This window comes from Leisingera coralii (assembly GCF_049056525.1).
Taxonomy (GTDB): Bacteria; Pseudomonadota; Alphaproteobacteria; order Rhodobacterales; family Rhodobacteraceae; genus Leisingera; species Leisingera coralii.
In genome coordinates this window covers 26,983-51,567 of the sequence record NZ_JBHUPT010000007.1, presented here as the reverse complement: position 1 = coordinate 51,567, position 24,585 = coordinate 26,983, and the positions used below count along the sequence as shown (strand labels likewise).

Sequence of the window (24,585 nt, the reverse complement as noted above, 5' to 3'; positions counted from 1 at the left end):
CAATCGGGCGCATCTGACAGAAATAAGGCGCGAATCCAGCTGCCGCGGCGGCAAACCGGGCCGCTGCCGTGCGGTGTCCGCCCCCGGCGCCGAATCGGCCCCGGGGCGCGGACCTCAGTCCTGCTGCAGGTCGGAGGCCAGGCGGAAGCCGATCCGGTTGGCGGGGGCCTCCTGGCGCGCCTTGGGCACCGCGCGCAGCATCACGTTCAGCTGGCTGACATGCTGCACCAGCTGGGTCCGGGAGCCGCTGCCCTCGCTGCCGTAGAAGGTGATGATGTCGGGATCGAAATAGCCCATGCCCTCGATCCGCAGCACCCCGGCATTGCCGCCGGTAAAGCCCATCGCCACCTCATGTTCGGAATCCAGCTGCTGCTCGAAGTTCTGGATATAGAGGATCAGGCGCTCATAAGCCCAGCGCGCCGGGCTCTTGGCGGCGTCGGGCTTCTGCAGCTTTTCCGGCACCTTGGTCAGCCCGGCACAGGCATCGGGGTCGGAGTGGACTTCATGCACACAAGGCAGCACCGCCGCTTCCGCAACCTCGGCGCTGGTTGAAATCTCGTCGTTCATGCTTCCCCCTTCTGCCGGGGCGCATCACCCCTTGCGCTGATAGAGCCAGGCACCGTCTTCGCGCTCCCAGCGCGCCACCTGGCCGGTGTGGTACAGGTGATTTACATGGGCCACCGCTTCGACCAGTGCAAGCCCGTACTCCCCTTCGCCGATTGTGCGCTTGAACAGGGGGGCAAAGCAATCGGCAGCCGTGCGCGGCTCCGACAGGTGGTCCATCAGCCGCTCCAGCGCGCCGTGGTGATTGCCGATCAGCTGCTGCATCCGCAGCGGCAGGCGGGTGAACGGCAGCTTGTGGCCGCCCAAGGCAAGGTGATCGGGGCGCGCCAGCTTCGACAGCCGCTCGCAGGCCTCCAGCCATTCGCCCAGCGGATCCGCCATCGGTTCGGTCGCGTAGACACCGATGTTGGGGCTGATCGTCGACAGGATCTGATCGCCGGTGATCACCAGATTGTCATCGCGGCTCCAGAAGGTTGCGTGCTCCGGCGCGTGGCCGTTGCCGATGTGCACGTCCCAGTCGCGCCCGCCCATGCGGATCACGTCATCCTGCTTGATCCGGGTGAACCCCAGCGGCATCGGATGCACCGTGTCGGCAAAGTTGAAGGGCCGGTCCTTGACCCGCTTGTCATAGAACTCCGGCGCCATGCCCGCGCTGCGGTAATAGGCCAGGGTCTCCTCCGGCCAGACCTCCTGCACGTCCAGCGTCAGCATCCGGGCAAACAGCCAGGCGGTGCGGGTGGTGACCAGCTCGGCGCCGTGCCGGCTCTGGAACCAGCCCGCCAGGCCGATGTGATCGGGGTGGTGGTGGGTGCCGACGACGCGCCGCACCGGCTTGCCCTGCAAGGGGCCGGCCATCAGGCTGTCCCAGATCGCGCGGCTCTTGCGGGTGTTGAAGCCGGTGTCGATCACGGTCCAGCCGTCGCCGTCATCCAGTGCGTAGATGTTGACGTGATCCAGCTTCATCGGCAGCGGCTGGCGCATCCACAGGACGCCTTCGGCCACCTCGATCGCTTCGCCCTGCGCGGGCGGTTCCTGCCACGGGGTGCGGGGCGTAACGTCGGGAATGTCAGTCACGGCGTCAGCCTGCCAGCTCGTCAAGGCTGAGGGCAAAGGTGCCCCCTGCCCCGGCCTGAGCGTGCGCTAGCAGCGCGCCGTGCTCCGGCAGCATACGGGTGATGTAGAAACGCGCCAGCTTCTCGCGCGCACCACCCTGATCCGCCATCGCCGCGGCCAGGTGGTAATGGCCGCCCAGAACCCGGGCAAAGGCCCGCAGATACGGCACCGAGCCGGCAAAACGGTCCTGCATGTCCTCTTGCGCCACCAGCCACTCGGTGGCCTCGCGCAGGGATTCACAGGCCTGCCAGACGGCTTCGGCCATGTTGGGATGGGTGGCGCGGGCACGCTCGGCCTGCTCCTCGATCTCGTCGATGAGGGCAAAGGCAGTTTCGCCGCCGTCCATCATCTTGCGCGCCACAAGGTCCATCGATTGGATGCCGTTGGTTCCCTCGTAGATCGCCGTCACCCGCACGTCGCGGTAATATTGCGCCGCGCCGGATTCCTCGATGAAGCCCATACCGCCATGCACCTGCACCCCGGTTTCCGAGACCCGGATACCAGTGTCGGTGCCAAAGGCCTTGGCAATCGGCGTCAGGAAGGCCGCGCGGGCAGCCCAGTCTTTCTCAGCGGTGGCGGTCTGCATATCGATCGCCTGGGCACAGGCCAGCAGGATCGCGCGGGAGGCAAAGAGATCCGCCTTCATCTCCATCAGCATCCGCCGCACGTCGGCATGGTCGGCGATGAAGCCGCTGGCGGTGCGGCCCTGCTTGCGCTCCAGCGCATAGGCCAGCGCGTGCTGATATGCACCCTCGCCCGCACCGACGCCCTGCCCGCCGACGCCGAGACGGGCGTTGTTCATCATGGTGAACATCGCCGCCATGCCGCCATGCTCTTCGCCCACCAGCCAGCCGGTGGCGCCGTCGTACTGCATCACGCAGGTGGGGGAGCCATGCAGGCCCATCTTGTGTTCAAGGCTCACCACCTTGAGTTCGTTGGCCTTGCCCGGATTGCCATCGGCGTCTGGCAGGAACTTCGGCACCAGGAACAGCGAAATCCCCTTGGTGCCCGGCGCCCCGCCCGGCAGCCGCGCCAGCACCAGGTGGCAGACGTTTTCGCAGAAGTCGTTGTCGCCCCAGGAGATGAAGATCTTCTGCCCGCTGACCGCATAGGTGCCATCGCCGTTCGGCTCTGCTTTGGAGCTGAGCGCGCCCACGTCGGAGCCCGCCTGCGGCTCGGTCAGGTTCATGGTGCCCGACCACTCGCCCGAGATCAGCTTGGGCAGGTACAGTTCCTTGATCGCGTCCGAGGCGTGATGCTCCAGCGCCTCGATCTGGCCCTGGCTCATCAGCGGCGCCAGTTGCAGCGACAGGCAGGCGCCGGCCATCATCTCGTTCACCGCGGTGGCAACCGTCAGCGGCAGCCCCATGCCGCCGTGTTCTTCCGGCGCGCTCATGCCGATCCAGCCGCCCTCGGAGATGGCTTTGAACCCGTCAGCAAACCCGGGCGAGGTCCGCAGCACGCCGTTCTCCAGATAGGCAGGCGTCAGGTCGCCGTTGCGCTGCAGCGGCGCCAGCACCTCATCGCACATCTTGCCCGCCTCATTGAGGATGGCGCTCACGACGTCCGAGGGGGCCTCGGCAAAGCGGTCTGTGGCGGAAACATCTCCATAGCTGACAACGTTGTTCAGCAGAAACTCATACTCGGAAACGGGGGCACGGAAGGTCATGGGCGTCCTTTAGCGGTCTTTCGGGGGCGTCCTGGCGCGGGCAGTCTTGGCTTCCCGGCACGGGCCTATTATGGTCAGTGGCTTGACCGATTACCTAATCGGACGCCTGTTTCAATCAACCAAAACGCCGCGTCACCCGGAATGCCCCTGCAAAGCACCGAAATTCTTGCCGCAACGGAAGCGGGCATTACCCGTGCCGCGCAGCTATTGCGGGAGGGCAAGCTGGTCTCCTTCCCGACCGAAACGGTCTATGGGCTCGGCGCCGATGCCCGCCAGGGCGCAGCGGTGGCGGCGATCTATGAGGCGAAGGGGCGGCCCTCCTTCAACCCGCTGATCGCGCATGTGCATTCGGCGGAGGCGGCGCAGCGCTATGTGGAGTGGACTGAAACGGCGGAGGCGCTGGCGCTGGCTTTCTGGCCCGGCCCGCTGACGCTGGTGCTGCCGCTGCGCGCAGGCCATGGGATTTCACCGCTTGTCACCGCCGGGCTGGACACTTTGGGCGTGCGGGTGCCCGCCCATCCTGCGGGCCAGGCGCTGCTCAGGGCGCTGGACGGCCCGGTGGCGGCCCCCTCGGCCAATCCCTCCGGCAAGATCAGCCCGACCACGGCGGCGCATGTGAAGGCCGGGCTGGACGGCCGCATCGCCGCCATTCTGGACGATGGCGCCTGCGGGGTCGGGCTGGAGTCGACGATCATCGGCCTGGCCGGGCCGGAACCGGTGCTGCTGCGCCCCGGCGGATTGGCGGCAGAAGAGATCGAGGCGGTGCTGGGGCGCAAGCTGGCGGTGCGCGATGTGCACGACCCGCTGACCGCGCCCGGCCAGCTGCTGTCGCACTACGCGCCGGGCGCGCCTGTGCGGCTCAACGCCGCAGCCCCTGCCGAGGGAGAACTCTATCTCGGCTTCGGCCCCGGAGACTGCGATCTGAACCTGTCGGAGCGCGCCGACCTGGCCGAAGCGGCGGCCAATCTCTTTGGCCACTTGCACCAGCTGGACGCGCTCGGCAAGCCGATCGCCGTGGCTCCGGTCCCGGAGCACGGGCTGGGCGAAGCCATCAACGACCGCCTCCGCCGTGCCGCCGCGCCACGGGAGTGAGCCGCGAGCCGGCAGCTAGTCCAGATGCTCCCGCCCCTTTGAGACCCATCACAGATGGGCCGCAAAGCGTTGGGCCAGGCGCCGCGCAAGCGCGGCGCGGTTGGCGGCATTTCCAATCATTGCATCATGGGTTGGAAGGCTTTGCAGCAATTGGAAATCACGTTTTGCGGTCCGGGACGCCTGCTGCCATGCGCTCCCGCGCCGTGCGCCAGCACGGCGCCCGGCCCAACCTTTTTCCGGTCATCCTCGATGATTGGAACAAAGGGCGGGAGTACTCCCTTGACTTGGGACACAGTGCCCCCTGCTGCCGCCTGCTTCAGGCGTGGCCCGCACTGGCCGACAGGGTCAGAGGATCCACACCCAGCGTTTTCAGCGCAGCTTCCCATTTGCTGTCATCGGCCAGGCCAAAGACCAGCTCGGGGCTCGCTTCCGCCGTCAGCCAGCCGTTCATCGCAATCTCCGACTCCAGCTGCCCCGGACCCCAGCCGGCATAGCCCAAAAGCACCAGCAGGTCCTTCGGCCCCTTGCCGCCTGCGATATCCTCCAGAATGTCCAGCGTCGCGGTCATCGAAAAGCCGCCCGGCACCTTCAGCGAGCTCACATCCGATTCGTAATCCGGCGTGTGCAGCACGAAACCGCGCTGGGTCTCCACCGGGCCGCCAAAGCGCACCGGCAAAGCCGCCGCGGCACTGCCTTCGCCGCCCATGTCCAGCTGCTCCAGCAGATCGCCCAGTGCCACCCCGTCCGCAGGCTTGTTGACGATGAGCCCCATCGCCCCTTCCTCGCCGTGCGAGCACAGGAAAACCACCGCGTGCTCGAACCGGGGGTCGCCAATTCCAGGCATTGCAATCAAGAGCTTGCCAGTCAGATCCATGAATTTCCGTCTTTCTGCTGCCTCCCCCCACCATGACGCGCAGCCGCCCCGCACGCAAGGGGCGCAAGAGCGCAGTGCGGTGAAGCCTCCGGCAAATTTGCCGCAACCACAGGGCGATGAGCGGGTGATGACCGGATCGTGACTTGGCAAACCGCTCTGCCGGCCGCATGTATTGGAACATGACAAAGACACTGACCAAAGCTGCTGCCTGCATGGCGCCTCTGCTTGCCTTGGTGGCCGGATCTCCCGCCCTGTCCGGTGCTGTGGACGGTGACATTGTGGAAATCGAAGTGCTGGACGGCGGCATGACGCCGCGCGGCACGTATATCGGCGCGCTGCGGGTCAAGCTGCAGCCGGGCTGGAAGACTTACTGGCGCGCGCCCGGTGATGCCGGAATCCCGCCCAGCTTCTCCTGGCGCGGCGCGCGCAACGTGGGCGCGCTGTCGATCACCTGGCCTGCTCCCGAAGTTTTCCTGACCTCCGGCTACCGCACCATCGGTTATCATGACCAGCTGGTGCTGCCGGTCGAGATCACCCCCGAGACGGCGGGCAAGCCGGTGCGCCTCAAGGGGCGGATGCAGCTGGGTGTCTGCAAGGATGTCTGCGTGCCCGCCGAACTGAGTTTTGACCATCAGCTGGACGGCGCTGCGGGCCGCAACCCGGCGATTGCCGCGGCGCTTGCGAGCCGTCCCTGGTCGGCCAAGGAAGCCGGCGTGCGCCACGCCGCCTGCAGCCTGCGGCCGTCTGAATACGGCATGAAGGTCACCGCCCGCATCTCGATGCCCCCGGCAGGCGGCGAGGAGGTTGCGGTGATCGAGCCCGGCTCTCCCAACCTTTATGCCGGGGAGACCACAACCCGCCGCGAGGGCGGGCTGCTGGTAGCGGAAACCGAGTTCCTGCCCGCCGATGGCAGCGCCTATGCGATTGACCGCTCGCAGCTGCGGATCACAGTGCTGGGGCAGAACCACGCGGTCGATATTCAGGGCTGCAGCGCCGGATGAGCTCACCTGGCAGCCCGCAGCGCCCGGTGCTTGGCACTATTGCCGTGGTCTGCCGTCATTTCGGCGGCCAGGACCACGTGATCCTGGTGCAGCGCGGCAAGGAGCCGAATGCGGGCTGGTGGGGGTTTCCAGGCGGCCATGTGGAGATGGGCGAAACTGCCCTGCAGGCCGCTGCGCGCGAGCTGATGGAAGAAACCGGCGTTTCCGCCCGTCCGCTGGAATATCTCACCAATGTGGATGTCCTTGTCCGCGCCGAGGCAGGCGCGGTGCAGCGCCAGTACCTGCTGACCGTTGTGCTGTGCGAGCACGCCAGTGGTGAACCGCTGCCGGATGACGATGCCGAACAGGCGGAATGGATCCCCATCGCGGAGATCGAAAGCCGCGGCCTGCAGCTGCTGGATCAGGTGGGTGAGGTCGCCCGGCTGGCTCAGGCCCGCTGGCGGGCGCTGAGCCGGTAGGCGGCGCCCCCGGCCAGATAGGCCAGCAAGGCCAGCAGCAGCGCCCCGGCCACACAGGCCAGCAGCCCTGCCCGCACCGGTTCCATTGCCGCCAGCGCAGGGATCATCCGAAGCGCCGGATGCAGCGCGCCGGTGGCCATCGCCCAGCCCAGCGTCAGCACCAGCCAGCCCAGCTGCGCCAGCGCGGTGCCCAGCACCAGCCAGCGCAAGCCCCCGGCCTCGTGCCGCAGGGCCCGGCGCATCGCCGTCATCGGCCGCGACAGGTCCCGCTGCATCGCCACCAAGGCAGGCACCAGCAGCAGCACCAGGAACATGCCAAAGCCCAGGCCATAGACCAGGGTGATCACCGTCGGCTTCAGGAATTGCGCCTGCTGCGCGCGTTCGAACAACAGCGGCGCCAGCCCCAGCACCGTGGTCATCGTCGTCAGCATAACCGGCCGCAGCCGGTCCGCCGCCGCGTCGATGATCGAGGGCACCAGACCGCGGTCCTCGGCATACTGGTCGATGGTGGTCACCAGCACGATGGAATCGTTGATGATGATTCCGGTCATCCCCAGCAGGCCCACCACGGTGAACATGCTGAGCGGCACCTCCCACATGTAGTGCCCCCAGATGGTGCCAACCAGGCCAAAGGGGATGATCGCCATCACCACCAGGGGCCGGGTCCAGCTGGAAAAGATCCAGGCCAGCACCAGGTAGATCCCGGTGAGGCAGAGGATCAGGCCGGTGCCCGCCTCCTGCAGGAAGGTCTGCTCCTGCTCCGCCAACCCGGAGAGGCGCCACTCCACCTGCCGTTCGCTGGCGATCTTCGGCAGGATCTCCTCCTGCAGCGCCTGCATCACCGCTTCGGCGCGGGCCGGGTCGTCCTCCGAGATATCACCGGTCACGCTGATCACCCGGATGCCGTTCTCGCGGCGCACAGTGGAAAACCCGGTGCGCTGGCTGACCGAGACGATATCGGCCAACGGCACGTAGATCCCGCTGGGCGCCCGCATCAGGGTGCGCTCCAGGAAATCGGCGGTCAGCTCATTCTCCGGCAGTTCCACCCGGATTGTGGCACTCCGCGGCCCGTCGGGATAGGTGGCGGCCTCAATACCATTGAGCCGCGCCCTGAGCGCCTGGCCCAGGCTCCCGGTGGTGAAATTCAGCGCCTGGCCATGCGGGGTGAGGTCCAGGATCACCTCCTCCTTGTCATAGGCCAGGTTGTCCTCGACGGCTGAGACCTCGGGGAAGCGCAGCAGCGCGGTCTTTAGATCCTCGGAGGCGGCCTTGAGCGTCTGCACGCTGGAGCCTGCGAACTGCACGTCCAGCGCATCACCGCCCGGACCGGACCGCCAGCTGCGGAAGGAGACCGTCTCGACCATCGGATGGCGCGCCACCTGCTCCTGCAGTTCCGCCACAAAGGCGAAGCTGGAATAGGGCCGCAGGTCGGCATCGATCAGCTCGATCGAGATCCCGCCCAGGAGGTCCGCATCCTTGCCTTCCACCCCCGACAGCCCGCGGCCCGCATTGCCGCCCACCTCTGCCATCACGAAATTCAGCGGGTTGCGGCCGTAGCGTTCGGCATATTCCGCGCCCAGCACCTCTGTTGCGCGCTGCATCTCCCGCATCATCGCCATGGTATCGGCGCGGGTGGCGCCCTCCACCATGGCAAAATTGCCGGTGACGGAGCCGCGCTCTGGCGCGTTGAAGAACCGCCATTTCACATCGCCGTTGATGAACAGCGCCGCCTGGCTGGCCAGGATCGCCAGCGCCCCTGCCAGAACTGCGTAGCGCGCCGTGATGATCAGCCCCATCAGCGGCCGGAACGCATGGTCGCGCAGCCAGCGGAAGCCGCGGTTCACCATCCGGTTCGGCCAGTCGTACCAGTGCCGCGCCTGCGCGTGGGTCAGCGCATGGGCCAGGTGGTTGGGCAATATCAGGAAGCATTCTACCAGCGAGGCCGCCAGCACCGCGATCACGGTGAAGGGAATGTCGCGGATCAGCTCGCCGAACCGTCCGCCCACCAGCGTCAGGCCGAAGAAGGCAATGATCGTGGTCAGCGTTGCGGCAAAGACCGGCATCGCCATGCGGCGGGCGGCATTCTCGGCGGCTTGCACCGGGCTTTCCCCCAGCCGACGCACCCGGAAATCGGCGTGCTCCCCCACCACGATGGCGTCATCCACCACGATGCCCAGGGTGATGATCAGGCCGAACAGGCTGACCATGTTGAGGGTGATCCCGGCGGCATACATCAGCGCCACCGCGGCAAACATGGAGGCCGGTATCCCCGCAGCCACCCAGAACGCAATGCGGGTGTTGAGGAACAGGAACAGGAGGCACACCACCAGCGCAAGCCCCGTCAGCCCGTTGTCGACCAGCATGTGCAGGCGGTCGGTGATGTGTTCGGCGCGGGTGCGGATCAGCTGCGCCGTCACCCCCTGTGGCAAGCTCGACTGCATTTCCACGACTACGTCCTGTACCTGGCGCTGCAGCCGGATGGCGTTGCCCTTGTCAGAGCGGTCGACCTGGATCGACATTGCCGGGTGCTCGCCGACAAAATAGGAGCGGTTGCGGTCCACGCCCTCGACCCTCACCTGCGCCACGTCTGCAATGGTCAGGACGGAACCGTCGGCATTGGTGCGCAGGACGATGGCCTCCAGCTCATCCGGCTGACGCTTCTCGCTGCCGGTGCGCACCCGGGCATTGGCTCCGGTCACGTCGCCTGCGGGATCCGCATCCACCTCTGCCGCGATGGCCTCGGCGATCTCGCGCATGGTGATGTCATGGGTGATCAGCTTGGCGGTCGGCACCTCGACGATGGTTTCCGGCGCAGCCACCCCGCGGATGGTGGTGCGGGTGACACCGGCCTCAAACAGCCGGGCGACCAGCTCATCCGCAAACAGGCCCAGCTGCCCGGCCCCCACCGGCCCGGTGATCACCACATCGGTCACCCGGTCGCGCCAGGCGCCGCGGCGCACCTCCGGCTCCTCCGCCTCTTCCGGCAGGGTGGTGATGCCGTCCACGGCGCTCTGCACGTCATCGGCGGCCTGCCCCATGTCGGAGCCCGGCTCAAACTCCAGCGTCAGCGTCGCCAGCCCCTCGCGCGACATGGAGGAGGTTTCCTCCACTCCATCCACCGCCAGCAGCACCGGCTCCAGCACCTGCACGATGGCGTTGTCCACGTCCTCCGGCCCGGCACCCTCCCATTCGACGGAGACGGTGACCCGCTCGACAATCACATCGGGAAAGAACTGCGCCCGCATGTTGGGCATCGCTGCAGCGCCCAGCACCAGCATGATCACCAGGAGCAGGTTGGCAGCGGTGCGGTGGCGGGTGAAGTAGCTGAACAGCCCGCGGGCCTGCCGGGGAAGGTTGCGGACCATGGCCCTCAGCCTCCCATCCGGGATTCAATGCGGGAGACCAATTGCGCCGGCACCCGCGCCTCGGCCAGCTGCTGCAGCATCTTGGCCTTCATCTCGGTCGGCATCGCGCTGCTGCCCTCGACAAAGGCCACCAGCCGGGCGCGGCGCTCGTCGCTCAGCTCGATCAGCTCCGGCAGCGCCTGCACCTCGGCGCCCTGGCGCAAGGGGCGCACCTTGATGCCAGCGCCCAGGAGCGGCGTGCGGCCGGTGACAACCTCGCGGCCCTCCAGCCCGGCGCCGCGGATCAGCACATCATCGCCCTGGCGGCGCACCAGCTCGACCGGCAGCGCCTCCAGCCGCCCCTCCTCGCCCAGCACCAGCACCGAGCCATCCGCCCCCAGCGCCGAAGCGGGCACACGGGCCACCGCCGCGACCTCGGGCTCTGTCACCTTGACGGTGACAAAATCGCCGGGCTCAAACCCGGGGGCAGTGTCCAGGCGCGCATAGACCAGCCGCCCGGTCTGCCCGTCACCCGCCGCGCCGCTGGCGCGGGAGATCCGCCCGGCGGCGCTCAGCCCCGCCCCGTCGGCATCCAGCGTCACCCGCACAGGTGCCCGCAGCAAATGCCCCTCCGCGTCCAGCAGCCGGGCGTATTGCGCGGTCGAAACCCTGAAGGCCACTTCCAGCAGGTCCGGATCTACCAGGTCCGCGAGCTTTTCGTTGGCCGAGACCAGCCGTCCCTGCACCAGGCTCACCGCCTGCAGGGTGCCGTCGAAACGGGCCTTGATTGTGGTGTCGTCCAGGTCACGGCGCGCCTCGTCCAGCGCGATCTGCGCCCGTGCCACCCGGGTGGCGGCCTGATCCGCGCGGGCCTCTGCCTGACTCACCGCCTGACGGCGCGAGATCACCGCCTGGCGCGCCTGCACCGCCGCCAGCTCCGCGGTTTCCACCGCCGCCGCGGTGCCTACGCCCCGGTCCGCCAGATCCACCTGCCGCTGAAAGGCCCGTTCGCGCAACTGGGCCTGGTCCTGGGTGGCCTGCAGCTCATCCTGCGCCAGCACCAACGCCCGGCCCGCATCGCGCTCCTCGGCGCGGGCATCCATCATGTCGGCCTCAGCCCGGTCCAAAGCCGCCTGCGCGTCCGCCGGGTCGATCTGCACCAGCACCTCTCCCGCGCGGACCGTGCCGCCTTCCTCGAAATCCTCAGACAGCTGCACCACCCGACCGCCGACCGCCGTGCGCAATTCCAGCGTGCGGCGGCTCTCTACCCGGCCAAAGGCGGTCAGCTCCGGCGCCACCGTCTGCAGATCCGCCGTCACCACATTGACCGCAAAAATCCGCTCCCGCGCCGGAGGCTGCTTCTTCTCCGCGTTCAGCTGCGCCTCGATTGCGCCGAAAATCAGCTGCCCGGCATATAGCAGCAGTGCCGCCGTGACCGCCGCCAGGAAAACCCCTGTCACACTCTGACGCAAAAAGCGCATGTTTCTCCCTTCCGGTGGCGGCTGCTGCCGGGACCGCGCACGGCCTGCCAAAGCGTAAAATGCCTTGATCCTGCTTGAAAATATAGAATTTCCGCACAGGTTTACGAGGTTACACGCCGCAGCCGCTCACTTCCGGCGCAGATGTTCCTCCAATCTGGGCATGATTTCCACGAAATTGCAGGGCCGGTGGCGGTAATCGAGCTGTTTTGACAGGATTTCATCCCAGCCGTCCTTGCAGGCGCCGGGGCTGCCGGGCAGCGCAAACAGATAGGTGCCGCCCGCGACCCCGCCGGTGGCGCGCGACTGCACCGCGCTGGTGCCGATCTTCTGCATCGAGACCCAGGTGAAGACGGTGCCGAAGGCCTCGATCTCCTTTTCATAGACGTCGCGGTGCGCCTCCACCGTCACGTCGCGCCCGGTCAGCCCGGTGCCGCCGGTCGAGATCACCACATCCACTTCCGGATCCGCCACCCAGGCGCGCAGCTGCGCGGTGATCTCTGCCCGCTCATCGGGGATGATCTTGCGGGCAGCCAGCACGTGACCCGCCTCGCCCAGGCGGTCCACCAGCACCTGGCCGGAGCGGTCGTCCTCCAGCGTGCGGCTGTCCGAAACGGTCAGCACCGCGATGCGGACCGGGATGAACTCCATGTTTTCGTCGATACGGGACATCTAGGCCCTCTCCATAATCGCCAGCCGCACGGCCAGCCCTGCAAAAATCCCGGCCGAGACCCGCCCCAGCCAGCGCGCAAACAGCGGCGAGCCGGTCAGCCGCTGCCCGGCCTGGCCTGCAAAAATGCCTGCCAGCCCGTTGATGAAAAATCCGCCCGCCGCCAGGATCAGCCCGAAGATCAGGAACTGCGCCAGCACCGGGCCCGCCTCCGGCTTGACGAATTGCGGCACAAAGGCCAGCACAAACAGGATCACCTTGGGGTTGGTCAGGTTGACGAGGAATCCGGACCGGAACGCCCGCCGTGCGGGCACCGCGGGCATGTCCGCCGTGACCGGACCGCTGCGCAAGGCGCCCCAGGCCAGATACAGCAGATAAGCCACGCCAACCCAGCGGATTACGTCGAACAGCCCCGGCATTGCGGAAACCGCCGCACCCAGCCCCAGCCCGGCCAAGGCTACATGCACCATGCTGCCCGCCGAGATACCGGCGCTGGCCGCCACTGCCGCCCGCCGTCCCGAGCGCAAGCCCTGGCCCAGGCAGAACATCATGTCCGCCCCCGGGGTCAGGTTCAGCGCCAGCGCCGCCGGGATGAACGCCAGCAAGGTCACAGCATCAATCATGGCTCCACCTCGAACCAGCTCACGCCGGGGCCCAGATTGGCCACCTGCGTTTTCCCTAGATTGCCGCGAAAGCCCCAGCAATCATGCACATGGCCGCACAGCAGCAGCTGCGGCCGGATCCGCTCCGCCGCAGCCCTGACGGCGGTGGAGCCGACGGACAGCCCGCCGGAGGTCACATCCCCCAGCCCCTTGGGCGGTGAATGGGAAATCAGGATATCCGCGTGATCACAGGCCGCGAGCATCGCCGCCGCCTGCAGCTCGCTCAGGTCGCAGGACCAGCTGCCGAAAGGCGTTTCCGGCACACCATACCCCAGCCCGAACAGGCGAAGCCCTTCGGCCTCCACGCCTTCACCATGCAGCACCGTGGTGTCCGGCAGGCCTGCCGCACGCAGTTCATCGGCGCTTTCGCCGTTGCCGGGCACCGCCACCATTGGCGCCTTCAGACCTGCCAGCATCGCAACAGCCCGGTCCATCCCCTGCCGGCAATTGCAGAAATCGCCGGCGCCGATGACCAGATCCGCAGCCGCGCTGGCCGCCACCAGATCCGCTGCATGCGCGGCCGACAGATGCAGATCGGAAAATGCGAGGATTTTCATGGGGCACCTCCTTCCGGGCCGGTTTCAGTTCCGGGCGCCCAGCCGCGCCTTCAGCTCCAGCAGGTCTGCCCAGGCCAGCCGCTTCTGCGACGGCTGGCGCAGCAGGTAGGCGGGGTGGAACATCGGGATCACCGGCTTGTTCCAGGCCTGGTCCCATTTGCCGCGCAGCCGGGTGATGCCGCGTTTGCCCAGCACCGCCTGGCAGCTGATATTGCCCATCAGCACCAGGATATCCGGCTCTGCCAGCGCCACATGCCGCTCCAGGAAAGGCGTCAGCATGGCAATCTCCGCCGGCAGCGGATCGCGGTTCTGCGGCGGCCGCCACGGCAGCACATTGGTAATATAAACGCTTTCCGCGCGGCTGAGACCGATCGCTTCCAGCATCTTGTCCAGAAGCTGCCCGGCCCGCCCCACAAACGGCTTGCCCTGCAGATCCTCGTCGCGGCCCGGCGCCTCGCCGATGATCATCACCCGCGCGCCAGGCTGGCCGTCCGAGAACACCAGGTTGCGCGCGCCGCGCTTCAGCTCGCAATGGTCGAAGGCTGCCAGCGCATCGCGCAGGGCGGGCAGCGACGCGGCCCCCTTGGCGGCCTTCTGCGCCACCTCCACCGGATCCACTTCCTTCGGCTTGGGCGGCGGGGCCGGCGCGGCTCCCGGCTTCGGCTTTGGCGCGGCCTGCTCCAGCGCATAGCGGTCGACCGGCGCGTCGCACAGCGCCTCAGTCGCGCCAAGCTCCGCCTGCCATTCCAACAGCGCCCGGGCGCTCCAGTAATCCAATGCCGATTCCATGTGCCCAAGCTACTCCGCCCAGCCGGCAAGCGGAACACCTCTCCGCCGCCATGCCGCAGATTCAAGCCTTTCATCTTTCAGAAAATACTCCGGGGAGCGCGAGGGGCCGGCCCCTCGCCTGCAAGACATCCGCAACCCGCGGCAACGCCTTGCCGCACCCGCCTGCCCCGCCTATAAGAACCGGCAAATCAAGCGGAGCTGCCCCATATGTCCTTCGAACACCGCCACCTGCTTGGCATCGAACCGCTGAAGCCGCATGAGATCACCGCGATCCTCGACCTGGCCGACGACTATGTGGCGCTGAACCGCCGCCCCGAGAAACACTCCGACGTGCTGGCGGGCCTCACCCAGATCAACATGTTCTTCGAGAACTCCACCCGCACCCAGGCCTCGTTCGAGCTGGCGGGCAAGCGGCTGGGCGCCGACGTCATGAACATGGCGATGCAGGCCTCCTCGATCAAAAAGGGCGAGACCCTGATCGACACCGCGATGACGCTGAACGCGATGCACCCGGACCTGCTGGTTGTCCGCCACCCGCATTCCGGCGCAGTGGACCTGTTGGCGCAGAAGGTGAACTGCGCGGTGCTGAACGCGGGCGACGGCAAGCATGAGCACCCGACCCAGGCGCTCCTGGACGCGCTGACGATCCGCCGCTCCAAGGGCCGCCTGCACCGGCTGAACATCGCGATCTGCGGCGATATTGCCCATAGCCGCGTCGCCCGCTCCAACCTGATCCTGCTGGGCAAGATGGAAAACCGCATTCGCCTGATCGGCCCGCCGACGCTGGTGCCCGCACAGTTCGCCGAGTTCGGCGCCGAGATCTATGACGACATGCGCGAGGGGCTGAAGGATGTGGACGTGGTGATGATGCTGCGGCTGCAGAAGGAACGCATGGACGGCGGTTTCATCCCGTCGGAGCGCGAATACTACCACCGCTACGGGCTGGACGCCGACAAGCTCAGCCAAGCCAAGCCCGACGCCATCGTCATGCACCCCGGCCCGATGAACCGCGGGGTGGAGATCGACGGGACGCTCGCCGACGACATCAACCGCTCGGTCATTCAGGAGCAGGTGGAAATGGGCGTCGCGGTGCGGATGGCGGCGATGGACCTCCTGGCCCGCAACCTGCGCGCCGAGCGCCAGGCCAAGGCCGGATGAGCAGCGTGGAGGGCGTGATCCATATCCCGGCGGGCGAGCGCGGTGTGATCCGGCTGTTTGCGCTGGACATGCGGCCCGAGCAGGCGGCGTTCCTGAAGGAGCCCGGCGCGCTGGCGCAGGTCCTGGGGATCGAGGCGCTCGACATGGACCAGGTGGAGGTCTTCCCGGTCTCCGACCTGGAGGATATCGGCCTGACAGGTTACCTCACCGAAGGCTGCGGCGTGCCGCGGGCGCAGGTGGAGGAAGACCGCGCGATGCTGGAGGCGCAAGAAGGCCATGTGCTGCTGATCCGCTCCCGCGCCTTTGACGGCAAAGAAACGCGGCTGACTCCGGCAAATCAAATCAACCTGATCGGCACCTATGGCGAGCGCCGGACCAATTGGAGCGCGCCGCCCGAAACCGCCGAGAGCGCCAAGCCCTATTCCGCCCCGAAACTGCCGCCGCGCGCGGCGCGGTCGCAGGCCCGCCGCATCGGTGCGGGGCTGTTTGCCGTGGTGATGCTGCTGATTGCGCTGCTGATCTGGGTGCTCGTGACCTGATGGCGGCACAGGAGATCAGACCGGACCGCGGCGCCTATGTCCGCGCCCACGCCTGGATGGCGGCCATCGGCATGGGCGGCGCCATGGCGGTGCTGTGGATCATGGGCAGCCCGCACATCTGGACCGGCGCCATCGGCGGGCTGGCCGCGATCTCCTTGCGCGGCTGGTATATGGCCAGCGAGGAGCTGGCGGTGGTCTGGACGCTGACTGAGACCACGCTTACCGGCCCGGCCGGCCGCAGCGTGCCGCTTGCCCAGATCGGCACCGTCCGCACCATGGGCAGCTATGTGCAGGTGGTCACCAAGGGCGGCGACAAGCACCTTATCAAATACCAGGCCGACCCGGCCGCGACCCTCAACGCAATCGAAAGAGCCAAGGCATGAGCACTCTCTTCACCAACGCCCGCCTGATCGACCCGGAGGATGGCAGCGATACACCGGGCATGGTGCTGGTCCAAAACGGGCGGATCGCTGCGGTCGAAAAGAACGTCACCGATCCTGACCAGTTGTTTCGCGCGCGAAACATCAGGTCAGAAGATGTGACCCATATCGACTGCAGCGGCAAAAGCCTGGCACCGGGGATTGTCGATATCGGCGTCAAGGTGTGCGAGCCGGGCGAGCGGCACAAGGAAAGCTATAAATCCGCGGGGCTTGCGGCCGCCGCAGGCGGGGTTACCACCATCGTGACCCGCCCGGACACCGCGCCTGCGATCGACAGCCCGGAAACGCTGGAATTCGTCACCCGCCGCGCCCAGGCCGACACGCCGGTGAACGTGCTGCCGATGGCGGCGCTGACCAAGGGGCGCGAGGGGCGCGAGATGACCGAGATCGGCTTCCTTATGGATGCCGGTGCGGTGGCCTTTTCCGATTGCGACCACGTGGTTCAGAACACCAAGGTGTTTCAGCGCGCGCTGACCTATGCCCGCTCCTGCGGCGCCCTTGTCATCGCCCACCCGCAGGAGCCGGGCCTGAGCAAGGGCGCGGCCGCCACCAGCGGCAAGTTCGCCGCGCTTTATGGCCTGCCCTCCGTGTCGCCGATGGCGGAGCGGATGGGGCTGGACCGCGACATTGCGCTGCTGGAAATGACCGGCGCGAAATACCATGCCGACCAGATCACCACGGCCCGCGCCCTGCCCGCGCTGGAGCGGGCCAAGAACAACGGGCTGGACATCACCGCGGGCACCTCGGTCCATCACCTGACGCTGAACGAGCTGGACGTGGCGGGCTACCGCAGCTTCTTCAAGGTGAAGCCGCCGCTGCGCTCCGAGGATGACCGGCTGGCAGTGGTCGAGGCGGTGCGTTCGGGGCTGATCGATATCATCTCCTCCATGCACACGCCGCAGGATGAGGAAAGCAAGCGCCTGCCGTTTGAGGAGGCGGCGGCCGGCGCAGTGGCGCTGGAGACGCTGCTGCCTGCGGCGCTGCGGCTGTACCACGCCGAACTGCTGGATCTGCCCACCCTGTTCCGCGCCATGTCACTGAACCCGGCGAAACGGCTGGGGCTGGAAAGCGGCCGCCTCGCCGAGGGCGCGCCCGCCGATCTGGTGCTGTTCGATCCGGATGTGCCCTTTGTTCTGGACCGTTTCAAGCTGCGCTCGAAATCGCAGAACACGCCTTATGACGGCCAGCGGATGCAGGGCCGGGTTGAAGCCACCTACGTGGCCGGTGAGCCCGTTTACCGGAGGGATTGATGCCAGTACTCGAAAGCTCTGCTGCCGTTCTGCTCCTGTGGGCGGTGATCGGCTACGGCCTTGGCTCCGTGCCGTTCGGGCTGGTGGTGACCAAAGCCTTCGGCCTTGGCAACCTGCGCCAGATCGGGTCTGGAAATATCGGCACCACCAACGTGTTGCGCACCGGCAGCAAGGCCGCCGCGGCACTGACACTGCTTCTGGATGGCGGCAAGGGCGCGGCGGCGGTGCTGCTGGCCCGTTTCCTGGCCGGCGAGGATGCGGCGCAGGCGGCGGGGCTGATGGCCTTCCTCGGGCACTGCTTCCCGGTCTGGCTGGGTTTCAAGGGCGGCAAGGGCGTGGCGACCTTCCTGGGTCTGCTGCTGGCGCTGGCCTGGCCGGTGGGCATCGCCTGCTGCCTGACCTGGCTGGCGGCGGCGGCGGTCAGCCGGATCTCCTCGATGGGGGCACTGGTCTCGGCCTTGTCGGCGCCGGTTTGGGCGCTTGTGCTGGGCTACCAGCCGGTGATTACCCTGTCGGTGCTGCTGGCGGCAATTGTTTTTGTCCGTCATTCGGCCAACATCGCCCGGCTGCGGGCGGGCACCGAACCCAGGATCGGGCAGAAGTGACCAGCGCGGAGCTGCAAGCCTTTCTTGCAGCTTTTGACGCGCTGCCGCTGGGGGCCTTCACCGGTCTTGCCAATGGGCGCAAATACCAAGTCACCCGGCAGGACCTGGCCGCGGGCAAGGCGCAGAAGCTGGTGGCGCGGGAGTTGGGCGGCAGCGATTACATCAGCCTCAACCTCTACCGGCTGGCCTCCGGTGCACGGCTGAAGCCCTGCGAGATGCCCGCGGAGAAGGTGATCCGCTTCGTCCTCGCACTGGAAGTCACGGGATGAGACGCTCCAGCGCCCGGCCGTTGGACCAAGTGCCATGCAGCTCGCCGCTGGGCATCCGCACATAGACCACCGGATAGGTATCGCCCCAGTTCACCCAGACCACGTCGCCATTGCGGGTGCCGCTGCCGGTATAGGTCTGGCTGCCGACCTGCCAGTGCATTTCGATTGCACCGCCATTGTCATTGATCTGCACGGTGCCGGTATATGTACTGCCATCGGGATTGCGGCCCTCTGCGCGGTAACTGCCGCTGATGCTTTGGGCGCTGACCGGCAGTGCCGCCGCCATCAAGGCTGCGGCCAGCCCGCAAAACAGCGCGCGGCGGGTGGGGAATGGCTGTGTCATGCTGACCTCCAGTTTGCCTGCCCCTACCCTGCCCGGCGCATCGCGGCCTGTCACCCGTTCTGCGCAGTAATGCACAGCCCGCTGCCGCCGGGCGCACAGTCAAATTGAGTTGTTTTGAACGTGATCGCCCGGCTCTCCACATCGGTGCCGTGACCCGCAGCATACCGCGGCACACATGGTGAAACGCCGGCCGGGCAAGCAATTGGGAACGCCGCGGCCGGGATTTGAAAGGACGGGACCATGAACAAAGTAAAAGCACTCATCAGCGGTGTGGCACTGTCGGTTGCGATGGCAACCTCGGCTCTGGCGGCGGGCGTTGAGATCAACGCATCCTCCACCGGTCTGGCCATGCAGGGCTACGACCCGGTCGCATATTTCACGGACGGTGCCCCCACCAAGGGCAGCTACAAAATCACTTCCATTTACAATGACGCAACCTACCGCTTTGCCTCGGAAGAGCATAAGGCGGCTTTCGAGAAGAACCCTGAAGCCTACGTGCCGGCCTACGGCGGCTACTGCGCCTTCGGCACTGCAATGGGCTTCAAGTTCGACGGTGACCCGAACCATTGGAAAATCGTCGACAACACCCTGTACCTGAACCTGTCACAGGACATTCAGGACCGCTGGGAAGGCGATATCCCGAACTTCATCCAGAACGCCAACGCCAACTGGACCGATATCGCCGACAAAGACCCGGCGGAACTGCAGGCTCAGTAAGGCTTAAGCCACCACTCACAAGCGAGCAGCCGGCGGCAGGATACCCTGCCGCCGGATTTTTTTGAGCGGCCAGAACGCCCCTGCAAACAAGAAAGGCCGCGTCCTGAACGCGGCCTTTACTGTCTCAGTAAGCGAAGCTGTCTCAGTAAGCGAATTCACTGTAGATGCGGCTGAGGTCGCCGCCCCAGGCACCGTTATAGCGCTCCAGGAGTTCATCCGCCGGGACCTTGCCGCTCTCGAGGCTGTCCTTCAGCGCATTCAGGAAATGAGTCTCATCCGGCACCAGCCCGCCTGCGCCGGGCTTGTGCCGCGCCTTGAGACCGCTTTCCGAAATTGCCACCACTTCACGTGCCAGCTCGTGCATGCTGATGCCGTTCACCTTGGCCTGCAGCCCATGCTCGGAGGCCGCCACCCGCAGCCCCTCGCGGGTCTCGGCATCCCAGCCCTTGACCAGATCCCAGGCCGCGTCCAGCGCGCTCTGGTCATAGGTGAGGCCGACCCAGAAGGCGGGCAGCGCGCAGAGGCGGCGCCAGGGGCCGCCGTCGGCGCCGCGCATCTCGATGAATTTCTTGATCCGGGCCTCGGGGAAGATGGTGGTCAGGTGGTCCGCCCAGTCGCTCAGCGTCGGGGTTTCGCCCGGAAGCGCGGGCAGCTCGCCCTTCAGGAAGTCGCGGAAGGACATGCCCAGCGCGTTGATATACTCACCGTTGCGGTAGACAAAGTACATCGGCACATCGAGCGCATATTGCACCCAGGCCTCGAACCCGAAGCCTTCCTCGAAGACAAACGGCAGCATGCCGGTGCGGTCGGCATCCAGCGAGCGCCAGACACGGGAGCGCCAGGATTTGTGGCCGTTCGGCTTGCCGTCCAGGAACGGTGAGTTGGCAAACAGCGCCGTGGCGACGGGCTGCAGCGCCAGGGCCACCCGCAGCTTCTGCACCATGTCGGCCTCAGACGAGAAGTCGAGGTTCACCTGCACGGTGCAGGTGCGGCGCATCATGGTGGTGCCCATGGTGCCGACTTCCTGCATGTAGCCGTCCATCAGCTTGTAGCGGCCCTTGGGCATCAGCGGCATGTCTTCATGCTTCCAGACCGGGGCCGCGCCCAGGCCGATGAAGCCGACGCCGATCTTGTCGGCGATGTCCTTGACGTCGCGCAGGTGGGCGTTCACCTCGTCGCAGGTCTCGTGGATGGTTTCCAGCGGCGCACCGGACAATTCCAGCTGGCCGCCCGGCTCCAGGCTGATGTTGGCGCCGTCCTTGGTCAGGCCGATCAGGTTATCGCCTTCGGTCAGCGGCGCCCAGCCGTGGCCGTCGCGCAGGCCTTCCAGCACCGCCTGGATGGAACGCTCGCCGGCATAGGGCAGCGGCTTCAGCGTGTCCTTGCAGTAGCCGAATTTCTCGTGCTCGGTGCCGATGCGCCAGGCGTCCTTGGGCTTGCAGCCGTCGGCAAGATATTCGGCAAGCTGCTCATGACGTTCGATCGGCCCGCCGCCGGACTGGGGAATGGACATGCCTGGCACTCCGTCCTGTTAGGTCTGTGTTGAAGGGTCAGTCGTGGGCGGAATCGCCGCCGGTGTCAATGCAGGCGCAGATGTTCCGGCCGGCTGGATCTGCGCTCCCAGATCACGACCTGGTGAGCGCCGTCGCGGCGCAGCTCGGTCAGCATGCGTTCGGTTTTGAGGCCCGGCAGCGCGGCGAAGACGTCAAACAGCGCCTCATAGCCTTCGGCATTCACCGGGATCGCCAGCGGCGGCTGGCCAGGCTGCTCCAGCAGCCAGTGCGGCGGTTTGGAGGAGTGATCCAGCGCCAGCCGCTCCAGTTCTGAGGCCGCCACGGCACCGCCGGTCAGCGGGCCGAAATAGGCAATCTGCCCCTCGTCCACCTGCACCACACCGGGTCCGCCGGTTCCACGCCGGAAGCGCATCCGCTGGGCGCCGATCACCGCGGTCACCAGGCCGGTGGCCACAAGGGCCCAGCCGGTGATGGCGGTGAAGCCAACTGAGGAAAACGCCCATTTCAGCCCCAGCAGGAACATCAGTGCAGCGGCCAGGACTTCACGCCATTGCCACAGGGTGGCGCGGGCTTCGGGGCGGATGAAACTCATGTGTTTCGCCTCATAACAACGTCGGGCAGGCAAACCGGCCTGCCGTGCCCTCCTTATTTGTGCGGCCCGGACGGCGGATGCAATGGGCATCGCAGCAATTGCCGCCCGCCCTAGCCGCCGCGGACCGTTACCGGCTCGGAAAACTCGGCAATCCGGTAATCGCCGATGCGCTGGAAACCCAGCTTCTGGTAGGCCCGGATGGCGGCGTTGCCAGCGGCAAACAGAATCGCTTCCTGCACGCCGTCCTCATGCGCCTCTGCCAGGTGCAGCGCCACGGCGCGGCGGGCAAAGCCGCGGCTGCGCTGGCCCGGCGGCGTATAAACCCCGCCGACCTGCACCATCTCCGGCAGCACCGCGTTGAAGGCGGTCATCGCCACCGGCAGCCCGCCCAGTTCCAGGATCCGCCCGCGGCCGCTGTTCACCAGCGCCTCGGCCCGCGCGGTGGAGCGCCGACGGATTTCCGGCAGGTTCTGAGAGCCAAAGATCTCCTTGTCATAGGCATGGCGCCACTCGGTGATCAGCGGCACGTCCTCGGGGTGCATCGGTCGCAGGCAGCTGCCGCCGGAGGGGATCTGCAGGTCCTTCAGCTGCAGGCGGAAATGCGGCTCCTCATCGGAAAAGCCGATCGCGTCCCGGTCCAGCTCCAGTGCGGTCAGCAGGGTCTCCGCCTGCCCAGCCTCGCCCGTCAGCGACGCGATCTGCCGCCCGGCCAGCGCCTGGCGCAGTTCCTGACCCATCGCAGCGGAGAACTCCGGTGCCTCGAACATGAAATAACCAGCCTCGGTCAGGCCAAATACCCCGGAGGCTTGCCCCCCGGCTTCGCTGAGCCAGACGGTAGTGGCCTTGGGGTGGCCGGTGGCGTTCAGCCCGTGGTCGCGGATGTTGCCCGACAGGAACATGGAGGTTGCCGCGCGCGGCGCCAGAAACCCCTCGATGGCCTGCAAATCCCCCTGTGATGCTTTGCGAATCAATTTGCCCTCCGTTCCGGTTCCCGCTCCTGCATTGCCCGCCGGAGGCAGGCCCGCACCGAGCATCCCTTGCCGGCGGGGGCCGTGGCAACTCCGGGTTGCGGCCAATTTAACAGGAAGTGGTTTCCAGAATCTGATCCGGGAGCCGATTTCCGGACTGCTACCAGTCGCCGAGCGCCTGCTGCCAGAGGGTCATGGCCGCCACCGCCGCGGTGTCCGCGCGCAGGATGCGCGGGCCAAGGCTGACCACATGGGACTGCGGCAGGGCGTGCAGGCGCTTGCGCTCGGCCTCGGAAAAGCCGCCCTCCGGACCAATCAGGATGGCCCAGGGCGCGTCCTGCTGGGTCTGCGCCGCCAGTTGCAGCGCATTGCCCACTTCGGCCTCGTCGCAGAACATCAGCTGACGCTCGGCGGGCCATTGATCCAGCAGGCGCGGGAGCTTCTGCAGCTCCGCCACCTCAGGCACATAGGTGCCGCCGCATTGTTCCGCTGCTTCAACGGCATGGGCCTGCAACCGGTCCTGGCGGATTCGTTCGGAATTGGTGAACTCGGTTTGCACCGGCAGGATGCGGGCGGCGCCCATCTCCGCCGCCTTTTCAACGATGAAATCGGTGCGCGCTTTCTTGATCGGGGCAAACATCAGCCACAGATCCGGCGGCAGCTGCAAGGGCTTGCTCTGTTCCTGGCACACCAGCGTGCCGCCGCGCTTGCCAGCCTCTGCCACTTCGGCCAGCCACTCGCCATCCTTGCCGTTGAACAGCGCCACAGGGGCGCCAGCGGACAGCCGCATCACCCCGAACAGGTAATGCGCCTGATCCCGGTCCAAAGGAACCGTTTGCCCTGCCCCCAAGGGGTGCTCTACATACAGTCTGATTTTTGCACTCATGGGGTCCTACATATGCAAGGCCAGAAGCCAGCGCCAGAGGGTCAGGTCGCGGATGCGGTCACCGGAAACTGGGTTGATACATATGCCCCGGAATGGACACGCCCCTATCTGCGGCTGAGCCGCGCCGACCGGCCGATCGGCACCTGGCTCTTGCTGATCCCCTGCTGGTGGGGGCTGGCGCTGGCAATCCTGGCGGATCAGACGCCGCGCTGGCAGGATCTGTGGATTGCTATCGCCTGTGCCGCCGGCGCCTGGCTGATGCGCGGCGCGGGCTGCACCTGGAACGATATCACCGACCGCAACTTCGACGGCCAGGTGGAGCGCACCCGCTCGCGCCCGATCCCCTCGGGACAGGTGACGGTCAAGGGCGCGCTGGCCTGGATGGGGCTGCAATGCCTCCTGGGGCTGATGATCCTCCTGACCTTCAACCAGGCGGCCATCGCCATGGGCATCCTGTCGCTGCTGCCGGTGGCGGTCTACCCCTTTGCCAAGCGCTTCACCTGGTGGCCGCAGGTGTTCCTGGGCCTGGCCTTCAACTGGGGCGCCATGCTGGCCTGGGTGGCGCATACCGGCTCCCTCAGCTGGCCGCCGGTGCTGCTGTATCTGGCCGGGATCGCCTGGACACTGTTCTACGACACCATTTATGCCCATCAGGACACCGAGGACGATGCGCTGATCGGAGTGAAGTCCACCGCCCGCCTGTTCGGTACTGAAACGCCGATGTGGCTGCGCCGCTTCATCGTCGCCTTTGTCTGCCTGATGGCAATGGCAGTAATCGGCGCGATGCTGGAGAGCGCCTCGGTGCTGGCACTGGTGCTGGCGCTGGCCGCCCCTTGGGCGATGGGCTGGCACATGACCTGGCAGCTACGCGCCTTTGATGCGGAGAACAGCCAGCGGCTTTTGCAGCTGTTCCGGCTCAACCGGGATACCGGCCTGATTCCGCTGATCTTCTTTATTCTGGCCATGTTCGTGTGATTGAACCGCGCCCCCGCGCGGGGTAAGAGCCTGTAACGCAAACTGGGAATGTGCCGCC

Annotated in this window: 26 protein-coding genes; 11 read left to right on the top strand and 15 right to left on the bottom strand. The window is 66.8% G+C overall.

Features of this window, described 5'->3' with window-relative positions:
• Window positions 1-114 precede the first annotated feature (114 nt).
• From ACFMBG_RS03295 to ACFMBG_RS03285, 3 genes are read right to left on the bottom strand one after another with little or no spacing between them, the layout of a single operon-like run.
• Window positions 115-567 carry a DUF6173 family protein gene (locus tag ACFMBG_RS03295; protein WP_421053302.1) on the bottom strand — a complete coding sequence of 151 codons (453 nt, stop codon included), beginning with the start codon at window positions 565-567 and terminating at the stop codon, window positions 115-117.
• Between the two features lie 24 nt (window positions 568-591).
• Window positions 592-1,638, bottom strand: a complete 1,047-nt coding sequence (locus ACFMBG_RS03290) for an MBL fold metallo-hydrolase (RefSeq protein ID WP_421053301.1) — start codon at window positions 1,636-1,638, stop codon at window positions 592-594.
• Window positions 1,639-1,642: 4 nt separating this feature from the next.
• A complete protein-coding gene (locus tag ACFMBG_RS03285; protein WP_421053300.1) occupies window positions 1,643-3,346 on the bottom strand; it encodes an acyl-CoA dehydrogenase family protein in 1,704 nt (567 codons plus the stop codon).
• A 141-nt stretch (window positions 3,347-3,487) separates the two neighbouring features.
• Between ACFMBG_RS03285 and ACFMBG_RS03280 the strand changes: the two genes are divergently transcribed.
• The gene (locus ACFMBG_RS03280) at window positions 3,488-4,438 is read left to right on the top strand and encodes an L-threonylcarbamoyladenylate synthase (RefSeq protein WP_421053299.1); all 951 of its coding nucleotides are present in this window, start codon (window positions 3,488-3,490) and stop codon (window positions 4,436-4,438) included.
• Between the two features lie 316 nt (window positions 4,439-4,754).
• On the opposite strand, the gene ACFMBG_RS03275 is transcribed toward ACFMBG_RS03280, so the two are convergent.
• Entirely contained in the window at window positions 4,755-5,312 is a 558-nt protein-coding gene (locus ACFMBG_RS03275) for a YqgE/AlgH family protein (RefSeq protein ID WP_421053298.1), read from the bottom strand.
• A 179-nt stretch (window positions 5,313-5,491) separates the two neighbouring features.
• On the opposite strand from ACFMBG_RS03275, the gene ACFMBG_RS03270 reads away from it, so the two are divergent.
• Complete coding sequence (locus tag ACFMBG_RS03270) at window positions 5,492-6,313, top strand: protein-disulfide reductase DsbD domain-containing protein (protein WP_421053297.1); 822 nt, start codon at window positions 5,492-5,494, stop codon at window positions 6,311-6,313.
• A complete protein-coding gene (locus tag ACFMBG_RS03265; protein ID WP_421053296.1) occupies window positions 6,310-6,771 on the top strand; it encodes an NUDIX hydrolase in 462 nt (153 codons plus the stop codon). The genes ACFMBG_RS03270 and ACFMBG_RS03265 overlap by 4 nt, the downstream gene beginning before the upstream one ends.
• Here the strand turns inward: ACFMBG_RS03265 and ACFMBG_RS03260 are convergent.
• The 6 genes from ACFMBG_RS03260 to ACFMBG_RS03235 all read right to left on the bottom strand — a co-directional run bounded on the left by ACFMBG_RS03260 (window position 6,741) and on the right by ACFMBG_RS03235 (window position 14,271).
• Window positions 6,741-10,136, bottom strand: a complete 3,396-nt coding sequence (locus tag ACFMBG_RS03260; protein WP_421053295.1) for an efflux RND transporter permease subunit — start codon at window positions 10,134-10,136, stop codon at window positions 6,741-6,743. The genes ACFMBG_RS03265 and ACFMBG_RS03260 overlap by 31 nt on opposite strands.
• A 5-nt stretch (window positions 10,137-10,141) precedes the next feature.
• Window positions 10,142-11,596, bottom strand: a complete 1,455-nt coding sequence (locus tag ACFMBG_RS03255) for an efflux RND transporter periplasmic adaptor subunit (RefSeq protein WP_421053294.1) — start codon at window positions 11,594-11,596, stop codon at window positions 10,142-10,144.
• A gap of 126 nt (window positions 11,597-11,722) precedes the next feature.
• Window positions 11,723-12,265, bottom strand: coding sequence for a molybdenum cofactor biosynthesis protein B (gene moaB, locus ACFMBG_RS03250; protein ID WP_421053293.1), 543 nt, complete (start codon window positions 12,263-12,265; stop codon window positions 11,723-11,725).
• Entirely contained in the window at window positions 12,266-12,886 is a 621-nt protein-coding gene (locus ACFMBG_RS03245; RefSeq protein ID WP_421053292.1) for a LysE family translocator, read from the bottom strand.
• Window positions 12,883-13,482: a metallophosphoesterase family protein gene (locus ACFMBG_RS03240; protein ID WP_421053291.1), complete on the bottom strand. Its 600-nt coding sequence runs from the start codon at window positions 13,480-13,482 to the stop codon at window positions 12,883-12,885. Before ACFMBG_RS03240 ends, ACFMBG_RS03245 begins: the two co-directional genes overlap by 4 nt.
• Window positions 13,483-13,506: 24 nt before the next feature.
• The gene (locus ACFMBG_RS03235) at window positions 13,507-14,271 is read right to left on the bottom strand and encodes a uracil-DNA glycosylase (protein WP_421053290.1); all 765 of its coding nucleotides are present in this window, start codon (window positions 14,269-14,271) and stop codon (window positions 13,507-13,509) included.
• Window positions 14,272-14,478: 207 nt separating this feature from the next.
• Between ACFMBG_RS03235 and ACFMBG_RS03230 the strand changes: the two genes are divergently transcribed.
• From ACFMBG_RS03230 to ACFMBG_RS03205, 6 genes are read left to right on the top strand one after another with little or no spacing between them, the layout of a single operon-like run.
• Window positions 14,479-15,429: an aspartate carbamoyltransferase catalytic subunit gene (locus tag ACFMBG_RS03230; RefSeq protein ID WP_421053289.1), complete on the top strand. Its 951-nt coding sequence runs from the start codon at window positions 14,479-14,481 to the stop codon at window positions 15,427-15,429.
• 5 nt (window positions 15,430-15,434) lie between these two features.
• Window positions 15,435-15,968, top strand: a complete 534-nt coding sequence (locus ACFMBG_RS03225; RefSeq protein WP_421053366.1) for a hypothetical protein — start codon at window positions 15,435-15,437, stop codon at window positions 15,966-15,968.
• Window positions 15,968-16,351, top strand: a complete 384-nt coding sequence (locus tag ACFMBG_RS03220) for a hypothetical protein (RefSeq protein ID WP_421053288.1) — start codon at window positions 15,968-15,970, stop codon at window positions 16,349-16,351. Before ACFMBG_RS03225 ends, ACFMBG_RS03220 begins: the two co-directional genes overlap by 1 nt.
• Window positions 16,348-17,658 (top strand): dihydroorotase, encoded by a 1,311-nt coding sequence (gene pyrC / locus ACFMBG_RS03215; protein WP_421053287.1) that lies wholly within the window; start codon window positions 16,348-16,350, stop codon window positions 17,656-17,658. Before ACFMBG_RS03220 ends, pyrC begins: the two co-directional genes overlap by 4 nt.
• Complete coding sequence (gene plsY / locus ACFMBG_RS03210; RefSeq protein ID WP_421053286.1) at window positions 17,658-18,263, top strand: glycerol-3-phosphate 1-O-acyltransferase PlsY; 606 nt, start codon at window positions 17,658-17,660, stop codon at window positions 18,261-18,263. The genes pyrC and plsY overlap by 1 nt, the downstream gene beginning before the upstream one ends.
• Window positions 18,260-18,532 carry a hypothetical protein gene (locus ACFMBG_RS03205; RefSeq protein ID WP_421053285.1) on the top strand — a complete coding sequence of 91 codons (273 nt, stop codon included), beginning with the start codon at window positions 18,260-18,262 and terminating at the stop codon, window positions 18,530-18,532. The genes plsY and ACFMBG_RS03205 overlap by 4 nt, the downstream gene beginning before the upstream one ends.
• Here ACFMBG_RS03205 and lfb1 read toward each other — a convergent pair.
• Window positions 18,522-18,875, bottom strand: coding sequence for an LIC10280 family protein (gene lfb1 / locus ACFMBG_RS03200; protein ID WP_421053284.1), 354 nt, complete (start codon window positions 18,873-18,875; stop codon window positions 18,522-18,524). The two genes, ACFMBG_RS03205 and lfb1, sit on opposite strands and share 11 nt — an antisense overlap.
• A gap of 240 nt (window positions 18,876-19,115) precedes the next feature.
• Here lfb1 and ACFMBG_RS03195 point away from each other — a divergent pair, with 240 nt between their 5' ends.
• A complete protein-coding gene (locus tag ACFMBG_RS03195) occupies window positions 19,116-19,592 on the top strand; it encodes a YHS domain-containing (seleno)protein (RefSeq protein WP_421053283.1) in 477 nt (158 codons plus the stop codon).
• Window positions 19,593-19,734: 142 nt separating this feature from the next.
• Here ACFMBG_RS03195 and ACFMBG_RS03190 read toward each other — a convergent pair whose 3' ends face one another.
• The 4 genes from ACFMBG_RS03190 to ACFMBG_RS03175 all read right to left on the bottom strand — a co-directional run bounded on the left by ACFMBG_RS03190 (window position 19,735) and on the right by ACFMBG_RS03175 (window position 23,552).
• Window positions 19,735-21,105, bottom strand: coding sequence for a glutamate--cysteine ligase (locus tag ACFMBG_RS03190; RefSeq protein WP_421053282.1), 1,371 nt, complete (start codon window positions 21,103-21,105; stop codon window positions 19,735-19,737).
• Window positions 21,106-21,170: 65 nt separating this feature from the next.
• A complete protein-coding gene (locus tag ACFMBG_RS03185) occupies window positions 21,171-21,698 on the bottom strand; it encodes a hypothetical protein (protein ID WP_421053281.1) in 528 nt (175 codons plus the stop codon).
• A gap of 110 nt (window positions 21,699-21,808) precedes the next feature.
• Window positions 21,809-22,669, bottom strand: a complete 861-nt coding sequence (locus ACFMBG_RS03180) for a GNAT family N-acetyltransferase (protein WP_421053280.1) — start codon at window positions 22,667-22,669, stop codon at window positions 21,809-21,811.
• Between the two features lie 157 nt (window positions 22,670-22,826).
• Window positions 22,827-23,552, bottom strand: a complete 726-nt coding sequence (locus ACFMBG_RS03175) for a 16S rRNA (uracil(1498)-N(3))-methyltransferase (RefSeq protein WP_421053279.1) — start codon at window positions 23,550-23,552, stop codon at window positions 22,827-22,829.
• Window positions 23,553-23,564: 12 nt separating this feature from the next.
• Here ACFMBG_RS03175 and ubiA point away from each other — a divergent pair, with 12 nt between their 5' ends.
• Entirely contained in the window at window positions 23,565-24,527 is a 963-nt protein-coding gene (gene ubiA / locus ACFMBG_RS03170; RefSeq protein WP_421053278.1) for a 4-hydroxybenzoate octaprenyltransferase, read from the top strand.
• The last annotated feature ends 58 nt before the right edge of the window (window positions 24,528-24,585 follow it).